Here is a 15,992-nt window from a genome sequence, read left to right as displayed (position 1 = left end):
CTCTATAACCGACTGTCGTTCTCCTCTAAAAAAACATAAAAAACCGGCAACCACTTTTGCTAGTTGCCGGTTTAACTTCAACTTATTTATTCTCTACAAAACGTCTCTTTCGTATAAAAAAGAATATGAAATATCAAGGAATATATAGTGCATATTATCAATCGGATACGAAAAAGTCCGGATATTCTCACCTGTTTCAATATCATTATACAAATCTGATAATATGCCTTTTTTTTCATAGCTCATTCGAATAATATTCTCAAGAAAATATGGGCGCCAGCTCCAATTTTTCTTTACATATTCAGGCTCAAGAATCCAATCCTCGTTTTTCTTTACATAGTTAGAAGACTTTTGAAATCCATTTTCATCGCAGATGTAAAGGCGAAAACACACGTTGGATAGTTCTTCTGCAATAACAGGCAGCATATCGTCATACGTTTCTAGCTTTCTGCACTTTGTCATTACCTGCTGCATTTTATCTTGAAAGCGTTCTGTCAGCTGGTAAACAGCAAGCAGCTTTTTCTTTTCGTGAGCGATATACATTTCAAAACGTTCCTTTAGTTTATCCTTTAAGATGTTCGGATCGACAAGTTCAGCAGCCGGCTTATGTAAATAATAACCTTGAAAATATCTGCCTCCGTTTCTCCATGCATATTGCAGCTGATAGGAGGCTTCTATATCTTCGTATAGAAGCGTAGCACCCATTTTTCTTGCTAACAGAGATAAAGAATACAATACGTCTTGATACGACTGCGCCATGTCCGTTTGTCTCAGAATATGTAAATCTACTTTTAAGATATCTGGTGAAAGCAACCCAATCCTGTCTAGATTACTACTTTCTTTTCCTATATTATCAATTGCAATCTTAATACCATATGTTTGATAATACTTTAGTAAGTGTTGAAGCGATTCCAAATCTCCACTAAAATTGTGTTCTGTAATTTCGAGAACAATTCGATCAAGCGATAATCCTTTATTTTCGAAAAGTTGCAATAATTCTAGCAAGGATTCTCCATGATCGTTCATTAATAAATTAGGGTTCTGATTAATAAAAATTAAAAATTGTTCTTCCTGGGTCAACATATGCTCGAGCGCTTGTGTTAAAACAGCATAATCAACTTCTATGCGATATTCATCCGGAATCGCATCATCATGAAAGAATGGGCCGAGACTTTCAATTTCCCCTTCATTTTGAAACCTCGCCAACACTTCATAGCCAATTACTCTATGTCCATCTGCACTAAAAATTGCTTGATAATACGGAAGAGTTTTCTCTATGTTTGTTAATACATCTAACGGGTCCACTCAACTCTCCCCTCTCCTTGTTCACTTTACGTTAGTATAATACGAATAGCATAATTTTGCTAGTCCTACTCGGTTTGCTTTGTACTTTTTAGTGCGTATCCAACCTTAAAAAGGATGCTGATTTAGCCACTGTCCCCCGTCCATTGTGATACATTCCCCATTGATATAAGACGCTTCATCGGAAAATAGGAAACTGGCTAATCCTGCTATTTCCTCAGGAGTTCCAAGGCGTCCTAATGGTACAGAATCTAATGTACGCGCTTTCATTTTTTCTGACTCAAATAATTTATCGGCTCCGCCTGTTCGCTCGATTGGCCCCGGTGCAATCGCATTCACCCGTATACCATATTTCTTCCCCCACTCTACTGCAAGCGTGCGCGTCATGGTTAAAACTCCTGACTTGGCACAAGCTGAATGAATAACGCCTGCTCCTGCGTTCCAGGCGTATGTAGCCACAATGTTTGTAATGGCCCCTTTTGTACCTTTATCGATCCAATATTTCCCTACTGCGGAACTGCAATAAAATGTACCATTTAATACGATATTAATTACGCTGTTCCATCCGTTAATGGATAAGTCTTCAGCTGCACATATAAAATTGCCTGCAGCATTATTAACTAAAAAATCAATTTGTCCAAATGCCTTGTCTGTTTCTTGAACCATACGTTCCACATCTTCTGGATTGCGTACATCCATTACCACTGAAAGTACCTGTCCATCAAACGTTTTAATTTCATTTTCTGTCTCTTGTAATCGATCGGCTGATCTACCTGTGATTACCACATGAGCACCTTGTTCTGCAAATCGCTTCGCCATATGTTTTCCCATTCCACTTGAACCGCCAGTAACAATTACGACCTTGTTCTTCAATTTATCTTCCTCCCCAAAACATAAGTGTTTTACAACTATCATTTTACTATTTTTTCTGAATAAAGTGAAACTTTTATCTATTTAACTTAAAAGCAGACTTCTCGTTGTGATGATAAAAAAAACAATGCTATAATGAAAACTTGAAAACTATAAGGAATAGGTTGATTTTGCATGAAAAAGACGTATACAAGACGATCTTTTTTGAAAGGACTAGCGTCTATTTCGTTAGGGTCTTTGCTCACCACGTCTTTTGGGTATACATATGCCAAATATATTGAGCCTAGACGTCTGCAAATTGTTCGTCATACAATTACTTCTAAAAACATTCCGAAAAGCTTTAACGGAATAAAAATTTTACAATTTAGTGATATTCACCTTGGACTCTCTTACGATTTATTACAACTAGAACAGCTTATGGTGACCATAAATAATTTGAAGCCTAATATTATATTATTTACCGGAGATTTAATGGATGTACCTAATGAATACCCGCATCCAGAAAGAATCCCCCCAATTTTACAGAGGCTTCAGGCTCCTCTTGGAAAATACGCAATATATGGAAACCATGATCATGGAGGGTATGGAACAAATATCTACAAACAAGCCATTGAAGACGCAGGATTTAGACTTCTAGTAAATGAAGTTGATACGGTTTCCATGCCTGATAAAAGCTACATTCATATTTGTGGACTCGATGATATTATGCTTGGGAATCCACAATATGAGGGAACGCTAGGGCAATTACAGCCGAATATCTTTTCTATTGCTATGATTCATGAACCTGATGTTGCTGTCAAAGCAGCTCCTTTTCCAGTAGATCTTCAGCTCTCCGGCCATAGTCATGGAGGCCAAATCCAAATTCCTTTTTACGGTCCTTTGATTACACCGCCCTTTGGGACGGTTTACCCTGAAGGAATGTACGAAGTTGGAGATTCTAAAATGAAGCTTTATGTGAATAGAGGCTTAGGAACCACTCGCATTCCTTTTCGTTTTTTAGCTACGCCTGAAATTACGCTTTTCACCTTGCAAAAAACATAAAAACGCCCTTACGGGGCGTTTTTATGTTTTTTGTCTTTTTTTAGCTGATCATGACCGCCTAATTCTAGTCTTAAAGAAATAAACCAGGCTCAAAAGCTTCCGTTCAGCCATACACTACAAAGACAACTGACAAGGAGGTTAAATTATGTACTATCAATATCCCTATACAGGATATCGTAATATTCCAAATGGTGACGAGCGCTTTTTTGGATTTCCTTTTGTTGCTGGCTTAGCTGGTGGGCTGCTTGGCGGACTAGCTGTTGGCGGTTTTGGAGGCAGACCTGGGTGCTGTCCACCACCTTATCCTTATCCAGTTCCGTTTTATGGCGGTGGATTTCCTGGAGGAGGCTACCCTGGTGCCGGCTATGGAGGCGGTGCTCCTGTTTATAACACATACTACGGACCTGGATACGGTCCTGTTGGTCCCATTCCTAGATAATAACATGACTAAAAAGCCGAGCACTCGGCTTTTTTTATGTTATTCTTGGTCGTCGCAAAGAGCATATTGACAAAAGATCTCTTGACTGTTAATAGAGAGCTCATGTTCTTTTTTTATGACGTAATGATAATTCCCTTCTTGATCTTGTTCTCGTGCTTTTACATTATCAGCAAGCATAACTTCAAGCCACTTCCACACTTTTTTTTTCAAATGTGTATCCAAGATAGGAAATAAAATTTCTACTCGTTTCACCATATTTCTTGTCATCATATCTGCAGATGACAAGAAAAACTTTTCCTGTTTATTATGATGAAAATAATAGATTCGGCTATGCTCTAAAAATCGTCCGACAATGCTTCTTACCCTTATATTCTCGCTAACGCCTTGAATTTGAGGGCGCAAGCAGCACGTTCCTCTAACAATGAGTTCGATTGTCACACCAGCTATAGAAGCTTCATATAGCTTCATAATTAAAATTTTATCCGTCAATGAGTTCATTTTCCCAATGATTCTTCCATTGCCATACCGTCTGTGATAATGGATTTCCTTATCAATGAGATGCAAAAAATCATTTCTTATTTCAAATGGTGCAACGGATAAATGATGATATACTGGTTTTTGCGTATAGCCACTTAAGTAATTAAAAAAATTGGCCGCATCTATCCCGATGTTTCGATTGACAGTAAAAAGACTTATATCCGTATAGATCTTTGCCGTCGCATCATTGTAATTCCCAGTACCAAGATGAACAAATCGTTTAATATGCTCTCCTTCTCTTCTCACCACGAGCGTAATTTTACCATGCGTTTTTAAATGCGTCATTCCATATATCACGTGGCACCCTGCCCGCTCTAGCTCTTTAGCCCATTGCACATTATTCTCTTCATCAAACCTCGCTTTTAGTTCAACTAGTACCGTCACTTGTTTACCTTTTGCAGCCGCTCGTTTTAATGCTTTAATAACGGGAGAATCTCCGCTTACCCTGTATAACGTTTGCTTAATAGCAAGCACATTTTCATCGTCTGCTGCACAGTTAACAAAATCAAGTACCGGCTTAAACGATTCATAAGGATGGTGAAGCAAAATATCTCTTTGAATCATTTGGTCGAAAACATTTTGACCCGGGTGTAACTCTGTTATAAGCCTAGGAATAAAGGCTTTTTCAGCCAACTCTTCATGCGTAGATTTAAGTAATCTATAAAGCGAAAATAAACTGGTTAAATCCAGCTGTCCTTCGATCCCATACATATCTTCATCGTCAATTTCAAGTACTGACTTTAAATAAGCTAGTACACCCTGATCATATGGACTCTTAATCTCAAGCCGAACAGCCGCTCCCCATTTTCGCTTCTGTAACTCTTCTTCAATTTCTTTTAGTAAATCTTGAGCGTCTTCTTCGTGAATAGTCATATCTGCGTTGCGGGTAATTTGAAATTGAGAAACGGAAGAAACGCGGTATCCCTTAAACAACTTTTTAATAAAATGGGAAATCAAATCCTCTAGCAATACAAATAGACGGGTAGAATCTGACGTGGCTATTTCAATATAGCGCGTTAGCATCGAAGGTACTTGGACGATAGCTAGTCTTCCTTTTATCTCGGCAATTTGCTGCTCATCATTTAAACTTTCTGAAAGGACGACTGCTAAGTTCAAGCTTCTATTCATCAACATAGGAAACGGTCGGTAGGTATCAATAGCCATAGGAGTTAATACGGGAAAGATTTGCTCGTCAAAATACTGTTCAAGCTTATCTAGATTTGATTTTTCCAGCTTTTCAACCGTAATGATTTCCACGCCGTATTTCTGTAATTCGGGAAGAAGTGTGTGGATATACGTATCATACTGCTGCTTGACTAGATCGTGGTTTTGTTTGGAGATAGAGAATAGCTGCTGTTTAGGAGTTAAGCCTGCTTTGTTTTCAGGTTTGCTAAATCCAGCTTTCACTTGATCTTTTAATCCGGCTACCCGAATCATAAAAAACTCATCCAGATTCGAACTGAAAATCCCTAGAAATTTAAACCGCTCAAGCAAAGGGTTTTTCGTATCTACTGCTTCTTCCAGCACCCGCTTGTTAAAGGCCAGCCAGCTCAATTCACGATTATTGTAATAAGCTGAATCGGCCACTTGTATGGTTTGCTTATAAGTGCGATTACTTTCTAACATTAGCCTCACCTTCCAGGATAATGGATTTAATCTAGTTAGCTATACTGAATATTCTAACCGATCCAGCGTTATTCTAAAGCTTAGTAAATTCAAGAACAATATTTTTTTTCACTACTTTTTCTAGATGTTTTTTCTGTTTTTCAGCCTGATATTGTTCAGGACGAAAGGTTTTTGTACATAATAGTTTAATGGTAACTGTGTTTTCATCGCTTTTCATATCAATATGTTGAACAACATTTCGCTTTGTTGCATGTAAACCATCAGCTATTTTTAAAACCGCACCGAGCAGCTGAACTTTTTTTTGTTCTTCTTTTGTTAACCACTTTTTAAAAGGAGCAACATATTGCCTAAAAGAAGACTTCCCTTTATATGAAGAAACAAGTGCCAGCTTTAAACGTTCTCTATGTGAGATTCCATCTATTGTACGATTAGCAAGCACATAAAACGTATGCTGGCTGCTTGATTCCGCATCAATATACTCTCCTATATCATACACTTGCGCAGCTCTTATAAGAAGCGCTAAGTCACCCTCTTTTAAATCAACCGATCCCTGCTCCCTAAGATGCTGAAACATCATAATAGCTGTGCGCGTAAGCTGTTTGACATAATCTTTACTTACTTCAAACTCTTCCATTATTTCTTGAAAACTTTGCTGTATGACATCGGGGTACATTGGCTGGATATTAGCATCAGACGCTTCCTTAAATAACACCCCTTCTCTTAAGCCTTTGCGGCTTAAGATGAAGCGAGTCGCGTTCACTGTTTCATATAATGATTGAAATACTTCAATCGCTGGCAAAATTGTATCCGCACGATCTTTTGACAAGCGGTCTAGCTTTTGAAGATTGTGATAAGACAATGAGCCTATAGCAGATTTCACATGCAATATATCAGCTAAATTCATTTCATATTGATGCAGCCCGGCGAGAGGGCAGTGGATAAAACCTTGATGCAGTTGCACCACACTTCTTGCACTTCCTCCAATTGCTACAATCGGAACTTGACGATTTAAAAGCCACGGGACAGTATGGAAATGCCGGATCACGAAATCGCGGATTTTCACTTTTTCTTCTGCAGTGGCAATATTGCCTTTGACGAACTGCAGACGCAGAGATAAGGCACCGAATGGAAAGCTGTGGTACTTCACTAACTCTCGACTGCGAAAATACGTAACTTCCGTACTTCCCCCGCCAATGTCAATTGTAATGGCTTCTTCGATCGAAGTGGAATGAATAACTGCAACAAAGCCGTAATACGCTTCTTCATATTCAGACAATAGTTGAATAAAAAAGCCCGTTTCTTTTTTTACAAGCGCTAGAACTTCTTCTGCATTAGCCGCTTGACGGATGGTAGCTGTGGCCACACAGGTAACGTGCGGCAGCTGATGATGCTTGGTAATAACTCCAAACGTTTTAAGCGTATCAAGCAAGGTATATATTCCTTTAGCCGTTAACACTCCTTCTTTACTTAAATAATTTCGAAGCCGTGCAGCTACTTTCACGTTTTCAATTTGCTTAAACCCTCTGCCTTTTTTGTATTCATAAATAACAAGGCGTATCGTATTTGAACCTATATCAATCAGTCCATACTTATAAGTCAATGTAATTTCAACACCTTTTTCAAAATAACTTTATGCTCACAAAAGTCACTTTTACTTTTTTCAATCGTATACTGTTACAACATAGTCATATATAAAAGGAGCGAAGTTAATGAGATATATAGTAAAGCGCGGTGAAACCTGGCAAAGCGTTTCAGGTGACTACCGGATTCCGGTTGAAGACCTGTGGACGGCTAATCCTTTTACAAGCCATAGTACACTAAAGCCTGGGCAAGTAATCGTCATTCCAAACCTCCCTGATAAAGAGCTCATTCCTTACACGATCCACGTGTTCATTGCTGAAAAACAGCTTGAATTACGAAGAAATAATATCATACAAAAAGTCTATCCCATTGCAGCAGGAAAAATGCTGAGCGCAACCCCTACTGGAGACTTTGTTATCGTTAACCGGGAGCCAAATCCCGGGGGGCCTTTTGGGACAATGTGGCTAAGCTTGTCTAAAAAGTCATATGGCATTCACGGAACAAATGATCCAAGTTCTATTGGAAAAGCCGTATCCAAAGGATGCATTCGCATGTATAATGCCCAAGTAAATGAGCTGGCTCAAATTGTGCCAAATGGTACTGGTGTTTATATTCGACCTTCTCGACGAATGGCTCAATAGTTCGGGATTTTCTAATCAATGATTGTTTAACTGTGCGAGCAGCATTTTTAAAAAATAGAAAGTATGGCGTGCTGTTCCACTTTACTTGTATAAGGAAGCGTAACAAAACAAACCCTATACATAGGAAATTTCATTAATTACCAAAATACTTCTTCGTGTAATTATTTTCAAATGGGACAAGACACGCTATAATGAACGTATCAGCTTTCACCTTATAGGTTGAACAGCTGATATGATAGAAAGGGAGTGAACGTATGTCTCAAGCAAATGGACAAGGCTCTTTGACCCCGTCTGTATCTGAGATTGCACAAGCTATTTTCACTGTAAATCGTCACGCAAAAGCTGCTCCTGATCCTAAGCAGTTATATACGTTAAAGAAAATTGCATTAGATCAACTAATTTTAGAAGGAAAAGCAAAAAAAGAAGGACTTCACTTTTCGCCAAACCCTGGTAAAAGTCAACAAAAATCAGATGTACTTGTATCAGTTGGAGACTACTTTTTCCATATGCCTCCAAAGAAAGAAGACTTCAAAGAGTTATCACACCTCGGCCATTTAAACCATCAGTATCGAAATCCCAAAACGACTATGTCATTATCTTATGCGAAGCGCTTATTATCTAAATATACGGGTCATCTCGTACAGCCGGCCAAAAGCCCTGTTTCGACTCCAAGAAAACGGCAAGCACCTGTGTTTAAACCGCTGGGTAAAAGTTATTTTTAAAAAAAGTGCCTGAAGTGGAGCAATCTGCTTTCAGGCACTTTTTTGTGATCCTACAAAATATAGAGATCGATCAACTCAACAAGCTCTCCGATTTCCGGCTTACTTACTTGTCCTTCCGCTCCTACCATCTTTCCCTTGTGACGTAAATCTTCTGTGATAAGAGAAGAGAAGATAATGACTGGAAGTATAGAAAGCTGAGGATTTTCTTTCACTTTTTTAGTTAAATGATGCCCATCCATTTGCGGCATTTCTATATCTGTAATAAGCAGCTGGACTTGATCACTGATTTCCACTCCTTCATCGATCACCGAGCTTAGATAGTTCCATGCTTCCTCACCGTTCTCAAAAAATTCCGTGTTCTCATAACCTGCTTGTGCAAGAGTATCTTCAATCATTCGGTGCAGCAGCGGCGAGTCTTCAGCCACGACAATCTTTTTATTAGAGCGTTCCCTAGCCCCTAGCTTTTTTATTTTCGACTGATTAATACCCGCATCAGGGTTCACGTCAGAAATCAACTTTTCAAAGTCTAACAGCAGAATCATTTGACCGTTTAATTTTACCACTCCAGTAATCTGCGTTTCCAAACCTTGGTACAAATCTGAAGGCTTCTCAATTTCTTTCCAAGAAATACGGTGAATTTGCGTCACTGCATGGGTATGAAAGACAATTTTTTGCTGATTGAACTCTGTAACAATTAACTTATCTTTTTCCGGCGTATTTGAAGGTTCCATTTTTAACGCTTTTGCTATGTCAACGACAGGAAGAACTTCCCCTCTTAGCTCTATAATACCTTCTATGTAAGAATGCGCATTTGGAACAGGTGTAATAGATACAGGATTAATAATCTCTCTAACTTTTACTACATTGATGCCAAACCAAACATTTCCTATCTCAAATTCGACAATTTCCAGTTCGTTTGTACCACTTTCCAACAAAATTCCTTTATCTCGATTCATATCACTTACTCCTCTCATCTCACCTGCTTATCTAATAGTCCATATTTCCTATTATAGTGACCGCCTCTTATATCCGTAAAGAAAAATTTTCTTATTTTGTTATCCTTTTTCCCTAAAACATATACATAAAATATTGTTTTACGAATTAACAGAATATTATATACTATATAAAAACATGAGCTTCGATCCCTTTCGTCTCATCCTCTGCTCAGTTTTTTACTTGCTCTACTTTACTTCTCTATACTAGCTTATGAACTTGAGTCAAACGACTACTCCTATTCAAACGAGGTGTAATTTATGAACAGAGGATTACAAAAAGAAGAAACAAAAAAACGCATCCAAAAAGCAGCTATCTCTTTATTCCAACAGCAGGGATATCAAAAAACGACTGTGTCTCAAATTACCCATGAAGCGGGTGTAGCAAAGGGAACATTTTTTAATTACTTCAAAACAAAAGAAGAAGTTCTTCACTACCTTGGAATTAATTTTACAAACCGTATCTCCTATAAATTAGAACAGCTCCTTCAAACAGAAGAATCAACTGCTGCCATTGTTAAACAACTGTTTTTATTACTAGCACAATCAAACGAAGAAGCGAACCCTCACCTAATCCGTTCTTGGTTTCATATTGCTATTACTAACAGTTCCTTTCAACAATCTGAAATTCTTCAAATTGAAAAAATGCGTGCTCATTTTACAAAAGTTTTTCAAACAGGACAAGACCGAGGTGAACTTATAGTCGATATCCCTGCCGAAGAAATGGCTTCTATTGCTATACTTAATTTTTTTGGCACACTTCTCTACTGGTGTACCAACCAACCCGACTCTCCTACCCTTCAAGAAAGAATAGACAAGTCGGTTACTCTTCTATTTAGAGGGTTTCTTATTCATTCCTAAAAGCCTGTTCACAAATTTTTAACAAGAAATCGAAGATAGCTGTGGACTCTACAGCCAAAACGGTTTATACTACACAAAGTGAATGAATAATCTTAAAAGAAGGTGTTCGTAATATGAAAGGCTCCGTCATTCTTTTTAATGACGATAATGAAATGACCATTATTGAAAACGTAGAAGAAGCTGTATATCAAGATATTAAAGAACAAGAAGGCTCTGATCACTGCGTTGTAACATTGGACGATCATGAAGTTGATTTTGGCTACGTTTCCCCCGTTTATTGGCGTGAAGGCCAAATACACACTGACTAATATACAAGACCTGCATATATATGCAGGTCTTTTTATGCGCTTATTTTTTTGAATCTAGAATTGAACGTGAAGCGAGGAACCTCTGATTTCCTAACACATACCTCAGCACATTCGCACCTAAAAACAGGGTTAACAACTATATAGAAAGGGTACATTTCAAGTAATAGAAGCTGCGTTTTATTTTAAAAAAGGAGGTTTATGTTATGAGTTCTTATCGAAAAAATATGAATCACTATCCTCACTCATCTCAGTACACACCTTACCAACACTATTACGCCAAAGAAGCTGATCGTATTTTAACGACTATGAGTACAAACTTTAATAAACAGCATTTGAAATCTCTTATCGACGATGCGTTAGATAACAGAGACGAAGAACAATTTTATGAATTAACAACTGCTTATAATAAGCTATATAACACCTAACTTAAAACCACTATTTGCAAAATGCGCAAATAGTGGTTTTTTACCTATTTTCATTGTGATAAAATGAGTTGAAAATACACGGAAGGATTTGAAACCATGGAGCACTTAATCAATAAACGTGTCAAAGAAATTGAATTATCAGGAATACGTACATTTTATAATATGGTCTCACACTATCAAGATGTTTTATCCCTCACAATTGGACAACCTGACTTCTTAACACCACAACATGTAAAAGAAGCGGCAAAATCTGCAATTGATGATAACCAAACTTCTTATACCCACAATGCTGGAACGATAGAACTACGCGAGGCAGCAGCTCAATTTGTCAAAGAAAAATATGACTTGCACTATAACCCAGCTGATGAAGTTATTGTGACCATCGGAGCTAGTCAAGCAATTGATATTGCTCTTCGCACCATTTTAGAAGAAGATTCCGAAGTTATTTTACCTGGACCTGTTTACCCAGGATACGAACCGCTTATCCGGTTAAACGGCGCTAAACCTGTACATATTGATACAACCGAAACAGGATTTCGACTAACAGCGGATTTAATCCAACAACATTTGACGTCTAAAACAAGATGCGTCATCTTACCTTATCCGTCTAATCCTACAGGCGTGACGTTGTCACAGCAAGAATTAGAAGAAATTGCTGCTCTTTTAAGCGATAAAAATATTTTTGTACTATCTGATGAAATATACAGCGAGCTCGTTTTTGATAAAAAACATCAGTCCATTGCCTCCATTTCATCTATGAGAGAGAAAACAATTGTTATTAACGGCGTATCAAAGTCTCATTCCATGACAGGCTGGCGAATTGGCCTTTTATTTGCTCCTTCTTATTTAGCCAAACATGTTTTAAAAGTTCATCAATACAACGTGAGCTGTGCTTCTTCTGTCTCTCAAGCAGCTGCACTCGAGGCACTGACAGCAGGTAAAAACGATGCGGTGGATATGAAAAAAGAATACGAACAAAGACTGAATTATGTTTATGACCGACTAGTAAACATGGGATTTGACGTAGAAAAGCCGACTGGTGCTTTTTATATCTTCCCTTCTATTCAGAACTTCCACAGTAATTCATTTGATTTTGCCCTGGAGTTAGTAAAAGAAGCAGGTGTTGCACTAGTACCCGGCAGCGCTTTTTCTTCCCACGGTGAAGGATATGTACGCCTATCGTATGCGTATTCCATGAACACGCTGCGTCAAGCTTGTGATCGAATTGAAGCTTATCTTACATCTCGTCAATCACGTTAAGCCGATAAGAAGAAGTGTATGCATTTTTTTGGTGAGTGACAGCACATAAGAGCGGGTATACTAAAAGCATATAAATTGACTTCAATAGTGTATCATTATAAAATGTGCATCGATTCACTAAAGAAATACATACTTTTAACGGAGGTTTTTATTATGACAAAAGATTTTTTTGATGTGGTAAATGAACGTACATCGATTCGAGAATATGATTCTTCAGCTAAATTAAGCAAAGAAGAATTAACGGAACTTTTAGAAGCAACAGTGAAGTCACCATCAGCTTGGAACTTACAGCACTGGCATTTCGTTGTTATTACAGACCAAGATGCGAAAGAACGTCTACTTCCAATTGCTTACAACCAAAAACAAATTACAGAAGCAGGCGCTGTAGTAGCTGTCTTAGGCGATTTAGAAGCCAATAAAAATGTAGATGACGTGTACAACCCACTAGTCGAAGCAGGTCACATGACAGAAGACGTAAAAAATATCTTGTCAGGACAAATTAATGGCGCTTATAAAAACGGTGCTTTTGCCCGCGATGCAGCGTTTACGAATGCTTCTCTTGCATCTATGACATTCATGCTTGCAGCAAAAGCAAAAGGATTAGACACTTGCTCAATGGGCGGATTTAACGCTCAAAAATTTGTAGAAGAATTTAAGATTGAGGATCGATACATTCCGGTTATGCTTATCTCAGTTGGAAAAGCGGCTAAAGAAGCACACGCTAGCGATCGTTTACCATTAGATCAAGTTACAACTTGGATTTAACAAAAAACCCTGCAGCTGCAGGGTTTTTCTATGTAACTAAATGGATTTCACCATGCCTCCGTCGATTAGAAATGACTGGCCTGTCATATATGAATTCGCTCCCGAGACAAAGAAAGCAACGGCTTTAGCAAACTCTTCAGGCTGACCGTAGCGCTTAAGAGGAACTTGGTTTCTCATCTCTTCTTCAATTTCTGAAACGTCTACTCCCAATTTTTCAGCACGAATGGTATCTAGCTCTTTCACTCGGTCTGTTGCAATTCTTCCTGGCGCAACCGTGTTAATTAAGATACCGTCCTCTGCTAGTTCTGAAGCAAGTGTTTTGGTAAGTCCCACGATTCCGGTACGGAATGTATTGGATAAAATCAGCCCAGCAATTGGCTCTTTAATGGAAGAAGAAGCAATATTGACAATACGCCCTCCGCTCTTTTTCATAACGGGCACTACCTCACGAATGATACGAATATAGCTGAGGAGATTTAACTCAAATGCATGCTTCCAATCCTCATCTGTTAACGAAAGGAAGCTTCCTGCTTTAGGACCTCCTGTATTATTAATTAAAATATCAATGGTTCCAAACGTATCTACTGTATATTGAATAACATCTTGAATGTCTTGAGTTTTCGTGACATCTGCCGTTTTATGTAACACTTGTCCGCTTCCAAGATATGAAATCTCTTCCGCTACTTGGGCTAGTTTCTCTTCTGAACGACTTGCAATCATAACGTTTGCGCCTTCTTCTGCGAGCCTGGCAGCAATCGCTTTGCCAAGCCCTTGGCTGGCCGCAAATACAAGCGCTGTTTTTCCTTTTAATTCAACATCCATTTCTTTCACCTCGTCTAATAGTTCGAATCTTTTTAACTTTATCACGTTCTCGTTAAATTCTTCAATAAATATGAAATAATTTCTTTTTTCCATATGGTATACTTAATTATCTGAAAATTATTTCTTAAAGGAGGCAAAAAAGCAGTGTATAAAAAGCAATGCTTTGTCTTTCATCAAAATAAGCCTGTAACATGTACGGTACGATCATATACATCAAATGACTTCGATGAGTTGATTCGGATTCAAGAAGAAAGTTTTCCCGCTCCTTTCCCTTCTGAATTATTATGGAGCAAAGATCAGTTAAATAACCATGTTTCCCTTTTTCCGGATGGAGCGCTATGCGTGGAGATAGACGGGACAATATGCGGATCTATCACAAGCGCGATTGTTTCAGTGGAAGGAAATGCGGCTCACACATGGGATGAAGTAACAGGAAGCGGATATATTCATACGCACGACCCTTCTGGTAATACGCTTTATGTAGTGGACGTATGCGTCACTCCTTCACATCGATCGATGGGGCTTGGGAAGCTGCTTTTGCAGTCTTTATATGAAGTTGTGATTCATTACAAGTTAGAAAGGCTGCTCGGCGGGTGCCGCATCCCTGGATACGCATCAGTGTCTTCCTTGTACACGCCCGTTGAATACATGAACCTTGTATCAGCCGGAACTCTCTACGACCCGGTTATGACCTTTTTAATGCGCTGTGGCAGAACGCCTATTGGTCTCGCAGCAAACTATATTGAAGATGAAGATTCACACAACTACGCCGTACTAATGGAATGGAAAAATCCATTTTATACGGCTATTCAAAAAGCACGCAGCTGATCAGCTGCGTGCTTTTTAGATTATTGAACTTCTTCAATGCTCCACTCTAGTTCTTTATGAGTGAGAACAAGATGCGCCTGCAATTTACTCATCTCTTTGTGCTCAAACCGATCATTATACATTTCATTCATGTCGTCAAAATCACCGATTGTATACAAAGGAATTTTAATATCTCTACGGGATTGCACCATGTGTTCAAAATCAATAAACAAACCGTCATTCGTTAAAGTAAGAAGCGTATTTGCTAAAACGAGCGGCAATATTGGATATTCTAACTTCTTCCTTCTAAATACAAATCTTTTTTGCTTAATTGCTGACATTTTTAACGGAATGATTCGGCTTAAAATATGCTTCATATCATACACGTCTCGAAAATAGATTTTGTTATAAAATCCATCATCATGAGCTAAATAAACAAATTGATTACCGAGTTTATTATTAAATGGCGAATTGAGCGGTTTTTTTAAATGACCTAAATACAGCAGCGCTGCAATATCTTGAGGTTCTAACAAATCCAACGAAGATATATCCTCAAAATCAATCCAACAAAAATCGCCATAATTATAAACATCATCCTCTGCTAAAAGATGAATTTGTTCTTCTTCTACGTAGTCCATATGGGTTTGGTAATGGTAATCACTGTCTTCAAAACCGTGCTTTAACAATAATATATTTGCAAGCGGCGTAGGAAGGGAATGATAAAACTCTTTAAATTCAATTCCATATGTAATAAAGCATTTTTTATTTACATGGCCATTAATATAAACGATATCTCTTATTTCATCTGCTTTACTCAACCGTTCTAACCACCTTATTGATTGATTCTGTGATCGATATGTAACCGTTCTACTGATTTATATATTATACTTCTAAAATAAACAATGTGTAAATATATATTGTTGGCAATTTCTTTCGTATTCACTACCTCTTCTACTGATCATTTCAATTGATAGAAAAGAAAGGTATAGAGCT

At 38.1% G+C, this 15,992-nt stretch carries 17 protein-coding genes; 10 read left to right on the top strand and 7 right to left on the bottom strand.

Annotation, left to right across the window (positions count from 1 at the left end; genetic code table 11):
• Nucleotides 1-93 precede the first annotated feature (93 nt).
• On the bottom strand, nt 94-1,305 hold the full coding sequence (locus LIS78_RS06690) for an EAL domain-containing protein (RefSeq protein WP_013056032.1): 1,212 nt from the start codon (nt 1,303-1,305) through the stop codon (nt 94-96).
• A 105-nt stretch (nt 1,306-1,410) separates the two neighbouring features.
• Nucleotides 1,411-2,175 carry a 2,4-dienoyl-CoA reductase gene (gene fadH, locus LIS78_RS06685; RefSeq protein WP_209151219.1) on the bottom strand — a complete coding sequence of 255 codons (765 nt, stop codon included), beginning with the start codon at nt 2,173-2,175 and terminating at the stop codon, nt 1,411-1,413.
• 171 nt (nt 2,176-2,346) lie between these two features.
• Between fadH and LIS78_RS06680 the strand changes: the two genes are divergently transcribed.
• On the top strand, nt 2,347-3,213 hold the full coding sequence (locus LIS78_RS06680; protein ID WP_013056030.1) for a metallophosphoesterase: 867 nt from the start codon (nt 2,347-2,349) through the stop codon (nt 3,211-3,213).
• A gap of 145 nt (nt 3,214-3,358) precedes the next feature.
• Nucleotides 3,359-3,652 (top strand): hypothetical protein, encoded by a 294-nt coding sequence (locus LIS78_RS06675; protein ID WP_013082274.1) that lies wholly within the window; start codon nt 3,359-3,361, stop codon nt 3,650-3,652.
• A gap of 39 nt (nt 3,653-3,691) precedes the next feature.
• Here LIS78_RS06675 and LIS78_RS06670 read toward each other — a convergent pair whose 3' ends face one another.
• Complete coding sequence (locus LIS78_RS06670) at nt 3,692-5,815, bottom strand: RNA degradosome polyphosphate kinase (RefSeq protein ID WP_252284861.1); 2,124 nt, start codon at nt 5,813-5,815, stop codon at nt 3,692-3,694.
• Nucleotides 5,816-5,888: 73 nt separating this feature from the next.
• On the bottom strand, nt 5,889-7,415 hold the full coding sequence (locus tag LIS78_RS06665; protein ID WP_252284860.1) for a Ppx/GppA family phosphatase: 1,527 nt from the start codon (nt 7,413-7,415) through the stop codon (nt 5,889-5,891).
• Nucleotides 7,416-7,524: 109 nt separating this feature from the next.
• On the opposite strand from LIS78_RS06665, the gene LIS78_RS06660 reads away from it, so the two are divergent.
• Complete coding sequence (locus tag LIS78_RS06660; RefSeq protein WP_209151216.1) at nt 7,525-8,037, top strand: L,D-transpeptidase family protein; 513 nt, start codon at nt 7,525-7,527, stop codon at nt 8,035-8,037.
• 254 nt (nt 8,038-8,291) lie between these two features.
• Nucleotides 8,292-8,759 carry a YkyB family protein gene (locus tag LIS78_RS06655; protein ID WP_013056025.1) on the top strand — a complete coding sequence of 156 codons (468 nt, stop codon included), beginning with the start codon at nt 8,292-8,294 and terminating at the stop codon, nt 8,757-8,759.
• A gap of 50 nt (nt 8,760-8,809) precedes the next feature.
• On the opposite strand, the gene LIS78_RS06650 is transcribed toward LIS78_RS06655, so the two are convergent.
• The gene (locus LIS78_RS06650) at nt 8,810-9,715 is read right to left on the bottom strand and encodes a chemotaxis protein (protein ID WP_252284859.1); all 906 of its coding nucleotides are present in this window, start codon (nt 9,713-9,715) and stop codon (nt 8,810-8,812) included.
• A gap of 297 nt (nt 9,716-10,012) precedes the next feature.
• Here LIS78_RS06650 and LIS78_RS06645 point away from each other — a divergent pair, with 297 nt between their 5' ends.
• The 5 genes from LIS78_RS06645 to LIS78_RS06625 all read left to right on the top strand — a co-directional run bounded on the left by LIS78_RS06645 (nt 10,013) and on the right by LIS78_RS06625 (nt 13,370).
• A complete protein-coding gene (locus LIS78_RS06645) occupies nt 10,013-10,612 on the top strand; it encodes a TetR/AcrR family transcriptional regulator (RefSeq protein ID WP_209151215.1) in 600 nt (199 codons plus the stop codon).
• A 113-nt stretch (nt 10,613-10,725) separates the two neighbouring features.
• Nucleotides 10,726-10,920, top strand: a complete 195-nt coding sequence (locus LIS78_RS06640; protein ID WP_013056022.1) for a hypothetical protein — start codon at nt 10,726-10,728, stop codon at nt 10,918-10,920.
• Between the two features lie 203 nt (nt 10,921-11,123).
• Nucleotides 11,124-11,345: an IDEAL domain-containing protein gene (locus LIS78_RS06635; protein WP_013056021.1), complete on the top strand. Its 222-nt coding sequence runs from the start codon at nt 11,124-11,126 to the stop codon at nt 11,343-11,345.
• A 96-nt stretch (nt 11,346-11,441) separates the two neighbouring features.
• Nucleotides 11,442-12,605, top strand: a complete 1,164-nt coding sequence (locus LIS78_RS06630) for an aminotransferase A (protein WP_252284858.1) — start codon at nt 11,442-11,444, stop codon at nt 12,603-12,605.
• A gap of 153 nt (nt 12,606-12,758) precedes the next feature.
• A complete protein-coding gene (locus LIS78_RS06625) occupies nt 12,759-13,370 on the top strand; it encodes a nitroreductase family protein (protein ID WP_025749407.1) in 612 nt (203 codons plus the stop codon).
• A gap of 36 nt (nt 13,371-13,406) precedes the next feature.
• Here the strand turns inward: LIS78_RS06625 and LIS78_RS06620 are convergent, their stop codons facing one another.
• On the bottom strand, nt 13,407-14,192 hold the full coding sequence (locus LIS78_RS06620; RefSeq protein WP_252284857.1) for an SDR family oxidoreductase: 786 nt from the start codon (nt 14,190-14,192) through the stop codon (nt 13,407-13,409).
• A gap of 144 nt (nt 14,193-14,336) precedes the next feature.
• On the opposite strand from LIS78_RS06620, the gene LIS78_RS06615 reads away from it, so the two are divergent.
• The gene (locus LIS78_RS06615) at nt 14,337-15,020 is read left to right on the top strand and encodes a GNAT family N-acetyltransferase (RefSeq protein ID WP_195780812.1); all 684 of its coding nucleotides are present in this window, start codon (nt 14,337-14,339) and stop codon (nt 15,018-15,020) included.
• 20 nt (nt 15,021-15,040) lie between these two features.
• Here LIS78_RS06615 and LIS78_RS06610 read toward each other — a convergent pair whose 3' ends face one another.
• The gene (locus LIS78_RS06610) at nt 15,041-15,817 is read right to left on the bottom strand and encodes a hypothetical protein (RefSeq protein WP_034275587.1); all 777 of its coding nucleotides are present in this window, start codon (nt 15,815-15,817) and stop codon (nt 15,041-15,043) included.
• Nucleotides 15,818-15,992 lie beyond the last annotated feature (175 nt).

Origin of the sequence: Priestia megaterium (assembly GCF_023824195.1) — a bacterium.
Taxonomy (GTDB): Bacteria; Bacillota; Bacilli; order Bacillales; family Bacillaceae_H; genus Priestia; species Priestia megaterium_D.
This window is presented reverse-complemented; position numbering and strand designations above follow the sequence as displayed.

Coding starts and splice junctions, on each gene's coding strand:
- LIS78_RS06680 (WP_013056030.1), top strand. CDS start 2,347: ATGAAAAAGACGTATACAAGACGATCTTTTTTGAAAGGACTAGCGTCT.
- LIS78_RS06675 (WP_013082274.1), top strand. CDS start 3,359: ATGTACTATCAATATCCCTATACAGGATATCGTAATATTCCAAATGGT.
- LIS78_RS06670 (WP_252284861.1), bottom strand. CDS start 5,815: ATGTTAGAAAGTAATCGCACTTATAAGCAAACCATACAAGTGGCCGAT.
- LIS78_RS06660 (WP_209151216.1), top strand. CDS start 7,525: ATGAGATATATAGTAAAGCGCGGTGAAACCTGGCAAAGCGTTTCAGGT.
- LIS78_RS06655 (WP_013056025.1), top strand. CDS start 8,292: ATGTCTCAAGCAAATGGACAAGGCTCTTTGACCCCGTCTGTATCTGAG.
- LIS78_RS06650 (WP_252284859.1), bottom strand. CDS start 9,715: ATGAATCGAGATAAAGGAATTTTGTTGGAAAGTGGTACAAACGAACTG.
- LIS78_RS06645 (WP_209151215.1), top strand. CDS start 10,013: ATGAACAGAGGATTACAAAAAGAAGAAACAAAAAAACGCATCCAAAAA.
- LIS78_RS06640 (WP_013056022.1), top strand. CDS start 10,726: ATGAAAGGCTCCGTCATTCTTTTTAATGACGATAATGAAATGACCATT.
- LIS78_RS06635 (WP_013056021.1), top strand. CDS start 11,124: ATGAGTTCTTATCGAAAAAATATGAATCACTATCCTCACTCATCTCAG.
- LIS78_RS06630 (WP_252284858.1), top strand. CDS start 11,442: ATGGAGCACTTAATCAATAAACGTGTCAAAGAAATTGAATTATCAGGA.
- LIS78_RS06625 (WP_025749407.1), top strand. CDS start 12,759: ATGACAAAAGATTTTTTTGATGTGGTAAATGAACGTACATCGATTCGA.
- LIS78_RS06620 (WP_252284857.1), bottom strand. CDS start 14,192: ATGGATGTTGAATTAAAAGGAAAAACAGCGCTTGTATTTGCGGCCAGC.